The sequence below is a fragment of the Micromonospora sp. NPDC000121 genome, from assembly GCF_042899165.1.
Taxonomy (GTDB): domain Bacteria; phylum Actinomycetota; class Actinomycetes; order Mycobacteriales; family Micromonosporaceae; genus Micromonospora.
The window spans coordinates 247,267-263,869 of the sequence record NZ_JBIAZP010000010.1 but is presented as its reverse complement, the minus strand read 5'-3'; the positions used below and the strand labels follow the sequence as shown (position 1 = coordinate 263,869).

Genomic DNA, 16,603 nt, shown 5'->3' with positions numbered 1-16,603 from the left:
GCAGGTCAAGATCCGGGGACAGCGGATCGAGCTGGGCGAGGTGGAGGCGGTGCTGCGCCGCCACCCTGAGGTCGACAACGCCAGCGTCCAGGCGCGCGGCGGCCCCGGCGGCCAGGAACTCGTCGCGTACGTGGCGACCGGCCTCGACGTGGCGCACCTGCGCGCCTACTGTGCGCGGCTGCTGCCGGCCGCGGCCGTCCCGGCGCGGATGTTCACCATGGCCGCGCTGCCGATCACCATCAACGGCAAGATCGACACCGAGCGGCTGGCCGCACTCACCGCCGCCGAACCCGCCCCGGCACCGCAGGGCGAGGCACCGGCCACCGACACCGAGCGCCTGATCGCGCAGGCCTGGGCGGTGCTGCTGGACGAGCCGGCCGCCGGCCGCGACGCCGACTTCTACGACCACGGCGGACACTCGATCACCGCGATGCGGCTGGTCGCCGACCTGCGGGAGCGGCTGGGCCGCGACATCGCGATCGAGGACGTGCTGCTCGGGCGTACGCTGCGCGGCATCGCCGCCCGCGCCGACGCCGCCGCCGAGGCCAGCCCGGCCACCGTCACCCGGGGCCGTCCACCGGCCCTGTCTCCGGCGCAGCAGCGGCTGTGGTTCCTCGACCGCTACTTCCTCGCCGCCGCGTCGGCCTACAACGTCGCCTTCGCCGAACGGCTCACCGGCCCCCTCGACGTCGCGGCCCTGGCCACGGCGCTCACCGCCGTCGCGGACCGCCAGCAGATCCTGCGCTGGCGCATCCCGGACACCGACGGCGTCCCGTACGCCGTGGCCGACCCGCCCGCGCCGGTGCCGTTGCCCGTGCGCGAACTGGCCCCGGGCACGGACCTCGCCACACACCTCGCGGCGGGTGCGGCGGCACCGTTCACGCTGGCCACCGACACGCTGTGGCGGGCCGAACTGATCCGGACCGGCACCGACGAGCACGTGCTGGCCGTCTACGCCCACCACGCGGTGTTCGACGGCTGGTCCCAGTCGCTGTTCTACGCCGACCTCGCCACCGCCTACCGCGCCGCGCTCGGCGACGGGGCGCCGCTGCCGCCACTGCCCGCCACCTACGGCGACTACGTCGCGTGGCGCGCCGACCGTGCCCAGCGACGCGCCGAGCAGGACCTGGACTGGTGGCTGGAGCACCTGACCGGCGTACCCGTCGTGCTGGAGCTGCCCGGGGGACGAGACCGGCCCGCCGAACAGACCTTCACCAGCGCGACCGTGACCACCGGGTTGGACCGGGCCGCGACGGCCGCCCTCACCGAACTCGCCGGCGTGCTCGGCGCGACCCCGGCCGCCGCCGTGCTGGCCGCGTTCGCGTTGGTGCTGGCCCGGCGCACCGGCCACCCCGACCTGGTGATCGGCACACCCACGGTGGACCGGCGAGCCGCCGACTTCGAGCGGATGATCGGGTTCTTCATCGAGATCGCACCGCTGCGGCTGCGTCAGGCCCCCGAGGCGGGCTTCGCCGAGCATGTGCGCGCCGCGTGGGAGGAACTCCTCGCCGCGCTCGCGCACCCGGAAGCGCCGGTGGAACGCATCGTCGGCGGGCTCGGCCTCGGCGGCCTGCTGGACCGCAGCCCGCTGGTGCAGGTGCTGTTCAACATGTACACGTTCGACGAGCCGAAGCTGGACCTGGCCGGGCTCGGCAGCGAACCGGTGCCGGTGGCCGCGCCCGGGTCGCCGTTCGACCTCACCCTCTACGGCGTGACCCGGGACGGGCAACTGCGAGTGGAGATCGTCTTCAACCCGGACATCTACGGCACCGACCTGATGGCGGCCGTGCTCGGCGAGGTCGAGCAGATGCTGCGGGCCGGAGCCGCCGATCCGCGGCAACCCGTGTCACAGCTGCCCGCCTGGACGGCCATCCCGGCCGGGACGCCCGGCGACGTGACCCGGGCCGCCCGGATGAAGCGGGCCGTGGGCCGGTCGGGCGCGATCACCCAGCGCCCGGCCACCGCCACCGAACGCCAGATCGCGTCGGTCTGGTGCAACGTGCTCGGCGTGCCAGAGGTGGCGGCGACGGACAGCTTCTTCGACGTCGGCGGTGGCTCACTGGCCGTCGCCGTCGTACAGCGGCAGCTCAACCGGCTGCTCGGCACGAACCTGCGGCTGGTGGACCTGTTCCGCCATCCGACCGTCCGCACGCTCGCCACGCACCTGGACGGCGCTCGCGCGTCCACGGAGCCGCCCGGAGAAAGCGCCGAGGACGCGGCGGTGGAACGAGCCACGCGACGCGGTGCCACCCGCCTCCAGCGTGCCCGGCGCCGCTCGACCGGTGAGCCCGCCGTGGAGGGGGATCCGGCGTGACACACCTGGTCCCCCTCGGCGACACCGGCTGGTCGGTCTGGCGGGACGCGCTGCTGCGCAGCGCCGGGTTCCCCGCCGACGGCCTGGACCGCTTCGCCGCACCGGACTGCGCCGACGCCGCCGACCGTCACCTCGCCGGTGACCTCGACGCGTCGACGTTCACCGCCGCGTATGCCGACGCCACCCGGGCGTCCTCGGCGGCGGTGTGCGAGCTCGCCGCCGACCCGCTGTTCCGTGAGGCCGTGACCTGGCAGAACCCGGACGTCCTGGTGGCGCTCGACGGGCTGGTCAAGGACGGCCCGGACGGGCCACGCAACGTCCGCCGCCGGGGCCGGGAGAACGTCGTCGCCGGGTACTGGCAGCGCTACGTCGCCAAGTGCGAAACCATCGGCTTCTTCGGGCCGGTGTGCTGGGGCACCGTCGAACCCGGCCCGGCCACCATCACCACCAGGCCCGGCCCCGGCCTGCTCCGCCAGCGCGCCGTCCACCTCGAATACTGGGCCTTGTCCGCGTACGCGGACAGACTGGCCGCCGACCCGCTGGTGCGGGCGTGGCTGCCCCCGGCCCTGGCGCCGCACGCCCACCTGGACGGGCGGGTCGTGCACCGGCCCGCCCAACGCCCGACGCCGGTGTCGCTGACCGAGTCGATCGCGCTGACGTGGTGCGACGGCAGCCGCCCCGCGCGGGAGATCGTCGACGACCTGGTCCGCGACGAGCAGACCGGCGTACGCCGGGCCGAGGAAGGGTTCCTGCTGCTGGCGCACCTGGCCGAACGGGGCCTGCTGCGCTGGGACTTCGACCTGCCGCAGGGCTTCGCCGCGGAGGCGCGCCTGCGCGAGCGGATCGGCGCCATCGGCGACCCGGCGCTCCGGGACAACGCCCTGGCCGGGCTGGACCGGTTGACCGGAGCCCGGACCCGGGTCGCCGACGCCGCCGGCGACCCCACCGCGTTGGCCGCCGCGCTGTCCGCACTGGATGCCGAGTTCACCGAGCTGACGGGGCTGCCGCCGCGCCGCCGGGCCGGGCAGAACTACGCCGGGCGGGCGCTGTGCCACGAGGAGACCGCCCGCGACGTCGAGTTCACGATCGGCACCGGCCTGCTCGACGCCCTGGCCCCGGCACTGGCGTGTGCGTTGCAGGCGGCGCGCTGGCTCACCGCCGAACTGGCCACGGCGTACGACGACGCGCTGCGCGACCTGTACGCCGAGTTGAGCGGCGACGGGCCGGTCCGGCTCGGCGACCTGTGGTTCCTCGCCCAGGGTCCGCTGTTCGGGCCCGGCGACCGGCCCGTCGACCGGGTCGCGCACGAATTCGCCTCCCGCTGGGAACGGGTGCTCGGGCTCGCCGACCTGCCCGCCGACGCCGCGCGGCTGGAGGTCAGCTCGGCCGAGCTGGCGCCTCGGGTGGCCGAGCACTTCCCGGCGAGGAGTCCCGGCTGGAGTGCGGGCCGGGTGCACAGCCCGGACCTGCAGATCTTCGCCGAGTCGCCGCAGGCGCTGGCCGCCGGCGAGTTCGGGGCGGTCCTGGGCGAGCTGCACGCGGCGTACGCGACGTTCAACGCCGAGCTGTTCACGCACTGCCATCCCGACCTGGACCGGCTGCGGCGCGCGTACGCGGCGGACCTGGGCTCGGGACGGCTGCGTCCGCTCTACCCCGTCGGATTTCCCCGGGTCGGTGGCCGGTTGTCGGCGTCGCTGTTCGGGCCGGGGGACCACCAGCTCGCGTTCGCCGACGCGCCGGGTGCCTGGCGGGACCGGCTCGTGCCCGCCAACGCCGCGCTGGTGTCCGACGTGAACGGCGCCGTGGTGGCGACCGGGCCCGACGGCACCCGCTGGCCGCTGGTCGAGGTGTTCTCCGACCTGATCGCGGTGCACGCCGCCGACGCGTTCAAGCTGATGACCGAGCGCCCGCACAGCCCCCGGGTCACCGTGGACAAACTGGTGCTGGCCCGGGAGACGTGGCGCACCTCGGTCGGGCAGACCGGCCTGACCAGCGCCGTCGACCAGGCACAGCGCTACCTCGCGGTACGCCGGTGGCGGGCCGCGCTGGGCCTGCCGGAGCGGGTCTTCGTCCGGGTGGCCACCGAGCTCAAACCCACGTACGCCGACCTGACCAGCCCGCTCTACGCCAACCGGCTCTGCCTGATGCTGCGGGCGGCACACCAGGCGGGCGGCGACGACGTGCCGGTGACGGTGTCGGAGCTGCTGCCCGGGTTGCCGCAGGCGTGGCTGCCCGACGGCCAGGGCCGCCACTACGTCAGCGAGCTGCGCCTGCACATCAGCGATGTGGCCGAGCCGGAGAGGACGCCGTGACAAACGAGACAGTGGAGCCGATCGCGATCATCGGGCTCAGCCTGCGCGTACCGGGGGCATCGTCGGCGGAGGAGTTCTGGCGTAACCTGGTCGACGGCACCGAGTCGTTCACCCGGTTCAGCCGGGCCGAGCTGCTGGCGCGCGGGGTCGGCGAGGACGAGCTCGACGATCCGGCGTACGTGCCGGTGGCGGCCGTGCTCGACCAGTTCGACCACTTCGATGCGGGTCTGTTCGGAATGAGCCCGCGCGACGCGGAGCTGGCCGACCCGCAGCAGCGGCTGTTCCTGGAGCACGCGCACGCCGCTCTGATCGACGCGGGCTGCGACCCGGCCCGCTACGACGGCGAGATCGGCGTCTACGCGGGCAGCAACGCCGACCTCTACCAGTGGCTCAACGTCCGGCGGAACCCGCAGGCGTTGGCGGGCGCGGGTGAGCTGCGGGTGTCGCTGGGCAACAAGCCCGACTACCTGGCCAGCACCGTGTCGTTCCGGCTCAACCTGCGCGGCCCGGCGATGACCGTGCAGACCGCCTGCTCGTCGTCGCTGGTCGCGGTACACCTGGCCAGCGAGGCACTGCGCAACGGCGAGTGCGACACGGCGCTCGCGGGCGGGGTGTGCGTGGAGCTGCCGCACGCCGTCGGGTACGTCGCCGACGACGGGTACACGTCCGCCGACGGGCACTGCCGCCCGTTCGACGCGCGGGCCAACGGCACCGTCTACGGCAGCGGGGTCGGGGTCGTCGTGCTCAAGCGGCTGTCCGACGCGCTGGCCGACGGGAACGACATCCGGGCGCTGATCATCGGCAACGCGGTCAACAACGACGGCATGACCAAGGCGAGCTTCACCGCGCCCAGCGTCAGCGGGCAGTTGGAGGTCGTCGTGCAGGCCCTCGCGGTCGCCGGCGTCGCCCCGCGCTCGGTCAGTTACGTGGAGGCGCACGGCACCGGTACGGTCCTCGGCGACTCGATCGAGATCGCGGCGCTGACGGCGGCCTACGGGCGGCGCGCCACCGAGCGGGGCTGGTGTGGGGTCGGCTCGACCAAGGCCAACATCGGCCACCTCAGTGCGGCCGGTGGCGTGATCGGCCTGATCAAGACCGTGCTGTCGATGCAGCACCGGCTCATCCCGCCCAGCATCAACCACGACCGGCCGCACCCGGAGATCGACTTCGAGGCGAGCCCGTTCTATGTGGTGTCGACGCTGACCAAGTGGGAGCCCGAGGAGCAGCGGCCGCTGCGGGCCGGGGTGAGCTCGCTCGGCCTCGGCGGCACCAACGCGCACCTGGTGCTCCAGGAGGCACCGCCTCCCGCACCCGCCACGGCGCCGGGGCACGGTGGTGGCGAGCTGATCCAGGTGTCCGCCGCGACCCCGGCCGCGCTGGCGGCGGCGTGCGCCCAGGTGGCCACCCGGCTCACCGACCGGCCGGAGCTGGCGCTGCCCGATGTGGCGTACACGTTGCGGGAGGGACGGCCGGTCTATCAGCACCGGGCCGCTGTCGTCGCGGTGGACCGGGCCCAGGCGGCCGCGGCGCTGGCCGACCCGAAGCGTCGGGCCAGCGGGGACGCCGCGACGGTGCCCCGGGTGGGCCTGCTCTTCTCCGGCCAGGGCTCGCAGCACCCCGGCATGGGCGCGCGTCTCGCCGCGACGGAGCCGGTGTTCGCGGCCGCCGTGGACGAGTGCGGCCGGATCCTCGGCTGGGACCCGCACGAGCTGATCTTCAGCACGGAGCCCGGTGCCGACGAGCGGCTGGCCGAACCCGCGGTGCTGCAACCCGCCCTGTTCACCGTCGAGTACGCCACCGCGATGCTGTGGCGGCACTGGGGTGTCACGCCCGCCGCGATGATCGGCCACTCCATCGGTGAGCTGGTGGCGGCGACCGTGGCCGGGGTCTTCGACCTGCCCGACGCGCTGCGGCTCGCGGCCGCCCGGGGCCGTCTGGTCCAGGCCGCGCCGGAGGGCCGCATGCTCGCCGTGCAGCGCGGCGCCGACGAGATCTCGCCCCTGCTGCCCGCCGGGGTCGCCGTGGCGATCAGTAACGCGCCCAACACCTGCGTGCTGGCCGGCGCACCGGAGCCGGTGACCGCCTTCGCCGGCACGCTGCGCGAACGCGGCGTCGGCTGCACGCTGCTGCGGTCGCCGTACGCGATGCACGTGCCGCTGCTGGACCCGGTGCGCGACGAGTTCGCGGCGCTGGTGGCGGCGGTGCCGCGTCGGGCGCCGAGCCTGCCGGTGTGGTCGGCCGCGACCGCCGCGCCGTTCACCGACGGGCAGGTCACCGATCCGGCGTACTGGGGGGAGCAGCTGTGCCGGCCGGTGCGGTTCGGGGCCACGGTGGCAGGGCTCGCCGCGACGGGTGCCGCCGACGAGTGGCTGCTGCTGGAGTGTGGTCCCGGCCGCCAGCTCGCCGGCCTCGCCCGGCTCAGCCTGCCGCAGGGGGCCAGGGCGCCGCTGCGTACGCTGCCCGCGCCGGGGGAGAGGCTGACCGACCGGCAGACCGCCTACGAGGCGGCGGGCCGGTTGTGGACGGCCGGGGTCCCCGTACGCCTGCCCGCGCCCGGCACGCCACGCCGGGTGCCCCTGCCCGGGTACCCGTACCAGCGGACCCGGCACTGGATCGACCCGGCGCCGGTGGCCGCACCTGCCGAACCGGCCGCCGACCGCCGCTACGACGACGGGGTCGTCGAGGTGCCGGTCTGGCACCAACTGCCCGACACGGCACCCGCCGAGACGCCCGGTCAGCTGCTGCTCTTCGCCTCCGGTGAGCGTGGAACGGCCCTCGCGGCCCGGCTGCGTGAGCGCGGCACCGACGTCACCGTGGTCCGCCCCGGGGCTGCCTTCGCCGTCCGCCCCGGCGGCTACCAGCTGCGTGCGACCAACGCCGCCGACTATCGGCGGCTGCTCGACGAGTGCGCCGACGACGCTCGGGCCGCCCGGATCGTGCACGCGTGGGCGCTGGACGGCGAGCCGGCCGGCAACGATGCGGATGCCGTGTCGGCGGCGCAGGAGCACGGGTACTACGCGCTGCTGACGCTGCTGGACGCGCTGCCGGCCGCCGGCGTGGAGCTGGACGTGGTCACCGCCGGAGCGGCCGACGTGACCGGGGCCGACCTGGTGCGCCCGGAGCACGCCACGGTGGCCGGGGTGGTGCGCTCGGTGCCGCTGGAACGCCCGCAGGTGCGCTGTCACTGGGTCGACGCCGACCCGGGCGACCTCGGCGTGGACGCGGTGATGGACGAACTGCTCGGCGACGAGCGGGTCGAGGCGGTCGCGCTGCGGCTGGGCGGGCGCCGCTGGACCCGCGAGTTCGTTCCGGTCCGGCCGGGTGGGCGTACCTCCTCGGGGTTGGGCGTCCGCGACGGCGGGCGTTACCTGATCACGGGCGGGCTGGGCCGGGTCGGCGGCGCGTTCGCCGCCGAGCTGGCCCGGCGTGGCGCGCAGCTGGTGCTGGTGAGCCGCGCCGCGCAGCCGCCGCCGGCCACGATCGAGGCCCTCGAGCAGGCGGGCGCCCGGGTGCGTCACCTCACCGCCGACGTGGCCGACGCAGACGACATGCGGGCGGTACGCGCCGAAGTCCTGCGTGATCTCGGCGGCCTCGACGGCATCATCCACGCCGCGAAGCTGCCCGACACGGGCCTGTCCGCCGGGTCGCGGCTGGCCGAGGCGGCGGCGGAACTGCGGCCGAAGGTCACCGGCACGCTGGTGCTGCGCGAGGTCTTCGGTGACCTGCCGCTCGACTTCGTGGCGCTGACCTCGTCGGTGACCGCGCTCGCGGGTGGCCTGGGCCGGGCCGACGACACGGCCGCCAACGCGTTCCTCGACGCGTACGCGCGCAGCCCGCACGGCTGGCCGGCCCGCCTCGTGTCGCTGGCCTGGGGCGCGTGGCAGGAGGAGGGCGTGCCCGACCACGACGGGCTGCCCGCCGCGGCGGCGGTCGCCGCGGGGCAGCGGGTCCTCGCCGAGGGCCGCACCGGCTCGGTGGCGATCGGCGCCTACACGGTGGCCGCGGTCACGGGCCACGAGCGGCGACTCGGCTCGGCCGCCGCCACGGTGACCTCCACCGTGGCCGCCGCTGATGCCGACCTGACCGCCACCATCGCCCGGATCTGGGGTGACGTCCTCGGTGTCGCCGAGGTCAGCCCGCACGACGACTTCTTCCGACTGGGCGGCACGTCGCTGGTGGCGGCGCAGCTGGTGCTGCGCATCCGCCAGGCCGTCGGCGCCCGGCTGTCCATGCGGGTGCTGTTCGACGCGCCGACCGTCGCCGCGATGGCCGCCCGGATCGAGTCGCTGCGCGGCGCCCCACCGGCCGCCGACGCGGAGGCACCCATCCCGCGCCTCCGCAGGGCAGGGCAAACATCATGACCGAGTCGCGGCAGGACCTCACGGCGGTGGGCGGCGTCTACGCCGTGCCCGCCTCCTACGCGCAGGAGCGGGTCTGGTTCACCGCCCAGCTCAGCCCCGGGCAGCCGCTGTTCACGATGACCGACGCGGTCACCCTGCCACCGGGCGCGGGGCCGGAGCAGGCGCTCGCCGCGCTGCGGGCGGTCACCGAACGGCACGAGGCCATGCGCACCACCCTGCGCCTGGCCGGCGGCGAGCTCCACCAGGACATCCACCCCACCGTGCCGATCGAGCTGCCGGTGACCGACCTGTCCGGGCTGACCGAGCCGGACCGGGAACGCGCCCGCGCGGAGATCGTCGCCGAGTACGCCCGCCTCGACCTGCCGATGGACAGCGCACCGCTGTGGCGGGCGCGGCTGCTGCGGCTCGGCGCGGACACCTGGTGGCTGCTGTTCGCCGGGCACCACGTCATCCTTGACGGCACCTCGCTGCTCAACCTGCGCGCCGAGCTGACCGAGCTGTGCGCCGCCGCCGTCGCGGGTCGGGCGCCGGACCTGCCCGACCTGCCCATCCAGTACGCCGACTACGCCGCCTGGGAACGCGACCGCCTCGACGGCCCTCGGTGGGGTCAGCTGCGCGACTACTGGCGGGAGACGCTGACGGGCCTGCCCGCCGTGCACGCGCTGACGACCGACCGTCCGCGCCCGCCGACTCGCACGTTCAGCGGCAGCGACGTACGCCGCACCCTGCCCGAAGGCGTGGCGCACGCGCTACCCGAGCTGTCCCAGCAGGCCGCCGCGACCCCGTTCATGGTGCAGCTGGCGGCCTATGTCGCGCTGCTGCACCGGCTGTCGGGCAGCGACGACATCGTGGTCGGCATGCCAGTGGTGGGCCGCGACCGTGCCGAGTTGGAGCCGCTGCTGGGCATGTTCATGAACATGCTGGTGCTGCGGGTCGACGTCTCCGGTGATCCGCCGTTCCTGACCCTGGTCCGCCGGGTGCGCCGCGTCGTCCTCGACGCGTGGGACCACCAGGACATGCCGTTCCAGAAGCTCGTCGAGGACCTGGCGGTGCGGCGCGACCCCGGCGTAGCGCCGCTGTACCAGGTCACGTTCCACCATCTGCCGACCGGCCGCGGCGAGGCGTTCGGCGGCGCCATGGACGACCTGTCGCTGGAGGTCGCCGGCGACGAGCTGCGGCTGGAGTACGACACCGCACTGTTCGACCCCTCCACCATGGAGGCGTTCGCGGACCGCTACCTGCTGCTGCTCGCGGCCGCCGCCGCGGCGCCGCGGACCAGGGTGGGCGCGCTGCCGATCATGTCGGACGCCGAGCGCACCCAGGTCGTGACCGGCTGGAACGCCACCGACGCCCCGGTGCGCCAGACCACCCTGGCGGAGCTGTTCGACGCCCAGGCCCGGCGTACGCCGGACGCGGTCGCGCTGGTCGACGGCGGCACCCGGCTGACCTACGCCGAGTTGTCCGCCGCAGCCGAGCAGGTGGCACGGCGGCTGATCGCGCATGGCGTGGGGCCCGAGTCGATCGTCGCCATCCACGAGCCCCGCTCCAGCCGCCTGGTCGTCGGGCTGCTCGGCATCCACCGGGCCGGTGCGGCGTACCTGCCGTTGGATCCGGACTATCCGGCGCAGCGGCTGGCCTACATGCTCGCGGATGCCGGCGCCGGGGTGCTGCTGGCCGACGAGGTGCCGGAGGGGCTGGCGGTACCGGGCGTCGTGCTGCCGCTGACCGGCCCCGACCAGCCCGAGACCGCTGCCGGCACCGCCGCCGGGCCGGGCAACGCGGCGTACCTGATCTACACGTCAGGGTCCACGGGGCGACCGAAGGGCGTGGTCAACGAGCACGCCGGCGTCGTCAACCGGCTCGACTGGATGCAGGACACCTTCGGGCTCGGGCCGGACGACGCCGTGCTGCACAAGACGCCGATCGGTTTCGATGTGTCGGTGTGGGAGGTGTTCTGGCCGCTCGTCGTGGGTGCGCGGCTGGTGCTGGCCCAGCCGGGTGGACACCGCGATCCGGCGTACCTGCGGGAGCTGATCGAGCGGGAGCGGGTCACCACCGTCCACTTCGTGCCGTCTATGCTGGATGCCTTCCTGGCCACGGCCGGTCCCGCCGACCTCGCCCGGTGCGGGTCGCTGCGGCGGATCGTGTGCAGCGGCGAGGAGCTGCCGCTCGAACTCGCCCGCCGGGCCGTGGCCGCCCTCCCGGTCGCCGCGCTGCACAACCTCTACGGGCCCACCGAGGCCGCGATCGACGTCACCGCCTGGGCGGTGACGCCTGTCGCGCTGGCCGGGGTCACCCGGGTGCCGATCGGCGGGCCCATCCGCAACGTCCGTACCTACGTGCTCGACCAGGCGCTGCGGCCGGTGCCGGTCGGCGTCGCCGGGCAGCTCCACCTCGGCGGGGTGCAGGTGGCCCGGGGCTACCTGCACCGCCCCGAACTCACCGCCCGCAGGTTCGTCGCCGACCCGTTCGGCGACGCCGGCGGGCGGCTCTACGCCACGGGTGACCTGGCCCGCTGGCGGCCCGACGGCACGCTGGAGTTCCTCGGTCGCATCGACGACCAGGTGAAACTGCGTGGCCTACGGATCGAGCTGGGGGAGATCGCCGCCGTGCTGCGCGAGCAGCCGGGCATCGGCTCCGCCGCCGTCGTCGTACGCGGTGCCACGCCCGCCGAACAGCGCCTGGTGGCGTACGTGACGCCGGCAGCGGGGACCGAGGCCCAGGACCAGGCAGCGCTGCGGGAGGCGCTGAAGCGGCGGCTGCCGGAATACATGGTGCCGTCGGCGATCGTGGCGCTGGAGGCGCTGCCCCTGTCTTCCAACGGAAAGCTGGACACCGCCGCGCTGCCCGCGCCCGTGCACGACGGCAACCCCGCCGCCGTGCGCCGGCCACCGGTCACCCCGGTCGAGCAGGCCGTCGCGGCCGCCTGGCAGGACGTGCTGGGGGTCACCGACGTCGGGCTCGACGACGACTTCTTCGAACTGGGCGGGCATTCGCTGCTGGCGATCCGGATGCTGGCCACGCTGCGCGACGCGTACGGGCACATCGACGTCGGCGTGATGGACCTGTTCCAGCACTCCACCGTGCAGGGGCTGGCCGCGCTGATCGACGGCCCGGCGGACCGGGAGCGCCGGCGGCCGCTGCTCTACGAACTGACCACGCCGGTCCCGGCGGGGCAGCGGGTGCGGTCCTACGTGTGCGTACCCTATGGTGGCGGGCTGGCCAGCATCTACCAGCCGCTCGCGGACGAGCTGCCGCCCGGGCACACGCTGTTCTCGGTGGCGGTCCCAGGGCATGACGTCGGGGTCAGCGACACGGAGCTGCCCTTCGGTGAGCTGGTCGACCGGTGCGTGGCCGAGATCCAGGACCGGGTGGACGGCCCGCTGGTCCTGTACGGCCACTGCGTCGGCGGCGCCCTGCTGACCGGTATCGCCCGGCGGCTGCACGAGCGGGGCCGCCCGATCGAGGCGATCTACGTGGGCGGCGTGTTCCCGACGGCCCGGCCGGACAACATGCTCGGCCGCCTGGTCGACTGGGTCGATTCCCGTGGCGCGGACCGGCGTTACGAGACGTTTCTGCGCTCGATCGGCGCCGAGCTGGCCGACCTGGACCAGGCGCAGGTCGACCGGTTCGTCTACCACGTGCGGCGGGAGGCCGCCGAGGCGCAGGAGAAGTTCACCGAGTGGCTGGAGGCTGACCCGGTCCGGGTGGCCGCGCCGGTGATCTCCGTCGTGGGCACCCACGACATCCTCACCGAGTACTACGAGGAGCGCTACCGCGAGTGGGGCTTCCTCGGCGAATCCACCGCGCTGGTGGTCCTCGACCAGGCCGGGCACTACTTCGTCAAGCAGCGGGCCAGGGCGCTCGCCGAGGTGGTCACCCAGACCCATCTCCGGCTGGCCGAGCCCGCCGCCGCGCAGGCCACCGCCGACCGGCTGGCCGGTGACGCCTGGGAACTCGCCGCCACCAGCGCCGACCCGGTCACCGCCGGTGCCAGCGTGCAGCCCGGCGTACGCCGGTTCCTGGCGCTCACCGCCAGCCAGCTGATCTCGGCCACCGGCTCGGCGCTGACCCAGTGGGCCGTACCCGTCTGGGTCTACCTGACCACCGGGTCGATGCTGTGGTTCGGCCTGTCCGGGGTGATCGCCTACCTCCCGGCACTGCTGACGTTGCCGGTCGCGGGTGCCGTCGCGGACCGGTTCGACCGGCGCAAGGTGCTGCTCGCCGCGTGCGCGGCCGCGGTGACGGCGGCGGCGCTGCTGGCCACGCTGCTGTGGACCGATCAGCTGGGGCTGGCCGCCGTCTACACCCTGGTCTGTGTGCTCGGCGCGGCGTCGGTGTTCCAGCGCATCACCTACCTGGCCGCGATCCCGCAGGTCATGCCGAAGCGCTACCTGGGGCACGCCAACGGCATCGCCCAGTTGGCCGTGGGGCTCAGCTCGCTGGCGGTGCCGCTGCTGGCGGCGGGCCTGCTCGCGGCGATCGACCTGACCGGCATCCTGCTGATCGACATCGTGAGCTACGTGGTCGCGATGGGCGTGCTCGCGGTGGTGAAGTTTCCCAAGCTGCTCGGCCGCCGCCGCAAGGAGCCGTTCCTGGCCGAGCTGATCGGCGGGGCGCGGATGGCGTGGGCGGAGCCGGGGTTCCGGGCCATGCTGGGCTTCTTATCGCTCTACAACCTCTGCCTGGCCAGCCTGATGCTGGTGCCACCGATGGTGCTCGCGTTCGGCACGATGGGCCAGGTCGGCACCGTCGCGTTCGCCGAGGCGCTGGGCACCGTATTGGGCGGGCTCGTGATCGCGGTGTGGGGTGGCCCGACCAGGCGCCGGATGCCCGCCCTGATCGCGATCGCGTTCGGGGTCGCGATCAGCCTGGTGCTCAGCGGCGTACGCCCGAACCTCGTGCTGGTCGCGCTCGGCAGCTTCGGCGTGGGACTGGGCCTGGGCCTGCACAACGGCATCTACCTGTCGATCATCCAGGTGAAGGTGCCGCAGCGGTTCCACGGCCGGGTGCTGGCGATCATCCAGACGATGACCTGGGCGACGTTGCCGCTGGGCTTCGCCGTACTGGTGCCGCTGAGCGGGTCGGTGCTGGAGCCGATGTTCGCTCCGGGCGGCGCCCTGGCCGACAGCGTCGGTGCCCTGATCGGGACCGGCCCTGGCCGGGGGCTCGGGTTCGCGTTCGTCGTGTCCGGGCTGGCCCTGGCCGTGGTGTCGCTGGTCGCCTACGGCCAGCGCCGGTTGCGCCTGTTCGACACCGAGACCCCCGACGCTCCGGCGGACGCGACCGAGTGGCTACCGCAGCTGCGCCGCCGCCGGGTCGACGATCTGTAGCCGCAGTTCCGAGGCGTACGCCTGGCCGGCCGCGTCGGTCAGCCAGGCGTCGCCCGGGCCGGGCAGCATCTCGGTGATGGTCAGCCCGACCCCGTCGCCGCCCTTGGCGTGCGCGCCGCGCAGCAGGGTGCACAGCAGCCGGGCGTAGACGCCGCTGGTCAGGTCGACGAAGCTGGGTTTGAGCTCGGTGTCGACCCGGACGAAGATCTGCTCGGGCAGGCCGAGGGCGAGCCTCCAGCGCCGCACCGCGAGGTAGCGTTCCCGCTCGCCCTTCACCTTGTGCAGCCCGGTGTCGCCGACGGTGGTGCGCCAGGTCTCGCGGACCAGCACGAGGTTGTCGACGGTGACACGCGGGGTGTGCCCGGCGTTCCCGGCCAGCTTCCACGTGTCGAACACCTGGTAGTCGAAGAGCTGCGCGAACACCTCCAGCAGCGGCCACTGCCGTCCGTCGCCCGCGTGCACCCGCAGGCTGCCGTCGGCTTCGGGTCGCACGGTGAGGCCGGTGATCGGCACGACGCGGTCCGGGTCGGCGCCGGGGGCGCTGACGAAGCCGAGCTGCACGTCGGCGGGTCCGTGCAGCCATTCCGCGATGCGGGCCGTGTGCCGGGGCCAGTCCACCGGGACCAGCAGCCGCACCCGGCCCTCGGGCAGGTCGCCCCGCATACCCTCCCGTAACCGCTGCGGTTCCGGGTGCCCGTACGCGAAGAAGTGCGTGTCGAACGCGGCCAGGGCCACGTGCAACTCGCCGAGCACGACGGTGAAGTCTCCCCGCAGCAGGGCCGCCTCGTCCGGGGCGCACAGATGCACGTCGGGGCTGTGGATCCGGGCGGCGGCCCAGCCGGGCGCGGTGGCCGGGAACGCCGCGGCGACCCGCTCGGTCAGCTCGGCGGCGCCGAACCGCAGCTCCCGGGCGTCGGCATCGGCGTCGGCCAGGCCGAGCACCTTCGCCCACCGGGCCAGGAAATCGGCGATGACGGCGGCGCCGGGCGGGTTTGCCCCGAACACGACCGCCTGAGCCAGGAACCACAGGTCGGGCAGGGGAACGTCCGCACTGGCCGACTCGGCCGACAGGTCGCGGTAGAGGGCGGCCAACGCTTCGGCGTACGCGTCGCCGATCGCCGCCGTCAGCCACCGGGCCGACAGCAGCAGCGGCTCCAGCGGAGCAAGCCGTTCCAGCAGCGGGTCACCGAAGCTGATGTCCAGGTCGCGCACGGTCTCCAGGTGGCACAGAGTGCGCCCGGCGTACACCTCGCCGGGGTGTTGCCGCGCGGCCTGACCCGTCAGCTCGACGAACGTCCGCTCGAGTGCGGACATGGCCGCGGCCAGGGCGTCCGGGCCGTCGGCGGCGGCCACCGCGTCGCGCAGCGCGCTGACGGAGGCCAGCTCACCGAGCACCCGTTCGCGGACCAGGTCGTCGCCGATCGCGGCGAGCTGCTCGCGCAGCACATCCTCGGCGGTGAGGTCGATCGGCAGGTCGAAACCGATCCGCAGCACGCCGCGCTCGGCGAGTTCGTCGAGCTGCGCGTGCACGTCGGCGGTGCGGCGGAACCCGCTCTCCGGGTCCGCGACCAGCGCTGCGGCGAGATCCGCGACGCACGGTCGCCGCTGCGCCAGAGTGAGCAGCGCGGCCGTTCCCGCCGGCAGCGCCTGCGGCGCGCGGTGCGGATGCAGCAGCACCCCGTCCCGCATCGTCAGCTGGGGCGCCAGCCGCACCGGCAGCCAGTCCCGCACGCCCTCCGCGCGGGCGAAGGCCTCGCCGAGCGCGTCCAGCGCCCACCGCTCCAGAAAAACCCGGCGGGTACGCGTCAGAGCCGTACCCGGGCGCACCGTGGCGACGGGACCGGGGCCGCCCAGCTCTGTCCAGCAGATGGGACCGAAGAAACCGACGGTGTCGTTCTTGAGGCAGTAACGCTGCCAGTATTTCGCGATGACCTCCTCGCGGTGCCGTCGGCGCAGATTGCGCGGGGCGTGCGGGCCGTCGCGCCGGATCGCGTCGACCGCGAGCAGGACGGCCGGATTCTGCCAGGTCAGCGCAGTGCGGAACGTGTCGTCGCAGGCGATGTCGTAGACGGCGCCGCCGAGATCCGTGGCGGCGGCGTCGAAGGCGGCCTCGAAGGCGTCCGCGCCGCAGGCACCGGTGAGATAGCCGTCGGCGGCCGCCGCGAGCGTGGGCGCGGCGAACCGCTGCATCCCGGCCACTGGAAATCCGGCCGACCGTAGCAGCGCTGAGCGCCACACGTGCCATGGGGTTCCGGCGAGGGGCGTGAGATGCTCCTGGGGCAT

The 16,603-nt window shown here is 74.4% G+C and carries 5 protein-coding genes (1 of these 5 cut by a window edge); 4 read left to right on the top strand and 1 reads right to left on the bottom strand.

Annotated features, from left to right (window positions below; translation table 11 throughout):
• The 4 genes in view from ACFY23_RS25570 to ACFY23_RS25555 are tightly spaced (each overlapping or abutting the next) and all read left to right on the top strand, a layout consistent with a single transcriptional unit that may run on beyond the window.
• Positions 1-2,314, top strand: partial view of an amino acid adenylation domain-containing protein gene (locus ACFY23_RS25570; protein WP_350676570.1) — the 3' portion only. It extends 1,187 nt beyond the left edge of the window; the window shows 2,314 of its 3,501 coding nt (coding positions 1,188-3,501); its start codon lies off the left edge, out of view; it ends in the stop codon at positions 2,312-2,314.
• Complete coding sequence (locus ACFY23_RS25565) at positions 2,311-4,626, top strand: lantibiotic dehydratase (protein WP_350676573.1); 2,316 nt, start codon at positions 2,311-2,313, stop codon at positions 4,624-4,626. Before ACFY23_RS25570 ends, ACFY23_RS25565 begins: the two co-directional genes overlap by 4 nt.
• A complete protein-coding gene (locus tag ACFY23_RS25560) occupies positions 4,623-8,987 on the top strand; it encodes a type I polyketide synthase (protein ID WP_350676574.1) in 4,365 nt (1,454 codons plus the stop codon). The genes ACFY23_RS25565 and ACFY23_RS25560 overlap by 4 nt, the downstream gene beginning before the upstream one ends.
• Positions 8,984-14,320, top strand: a complete 5,337-nt coding sequence (locus ACFY23_RS25555) for an amino acid adenylation domain-containing protein (RefSeq protein WP_350676576.1) — start codon at positions 8,984-8,986, stop codon at positions 14,318-14,320. Before ACFY23_RS25560 ends, ACFY23_RS25555 begins: the two co-directional genes overlap by 4 nt.
• Here the strand turns inward: ACFY23_RS25555 and ACFY23_RS25550 are convergent.
• A complete protein-coding gene (locus ACFY23_RS25550; RefSeq protein WP_350819286.1) occupies positions 14,282-16,603 on the bottom strand; it encodes a lantibiotic dehydratase in 2,322 nt (773 codons plus the stop codon). The two genes, ACFY23_RS25555 and ACFY23_RS25550, sit on opposite strands and share 39 nt — an antisense overlap.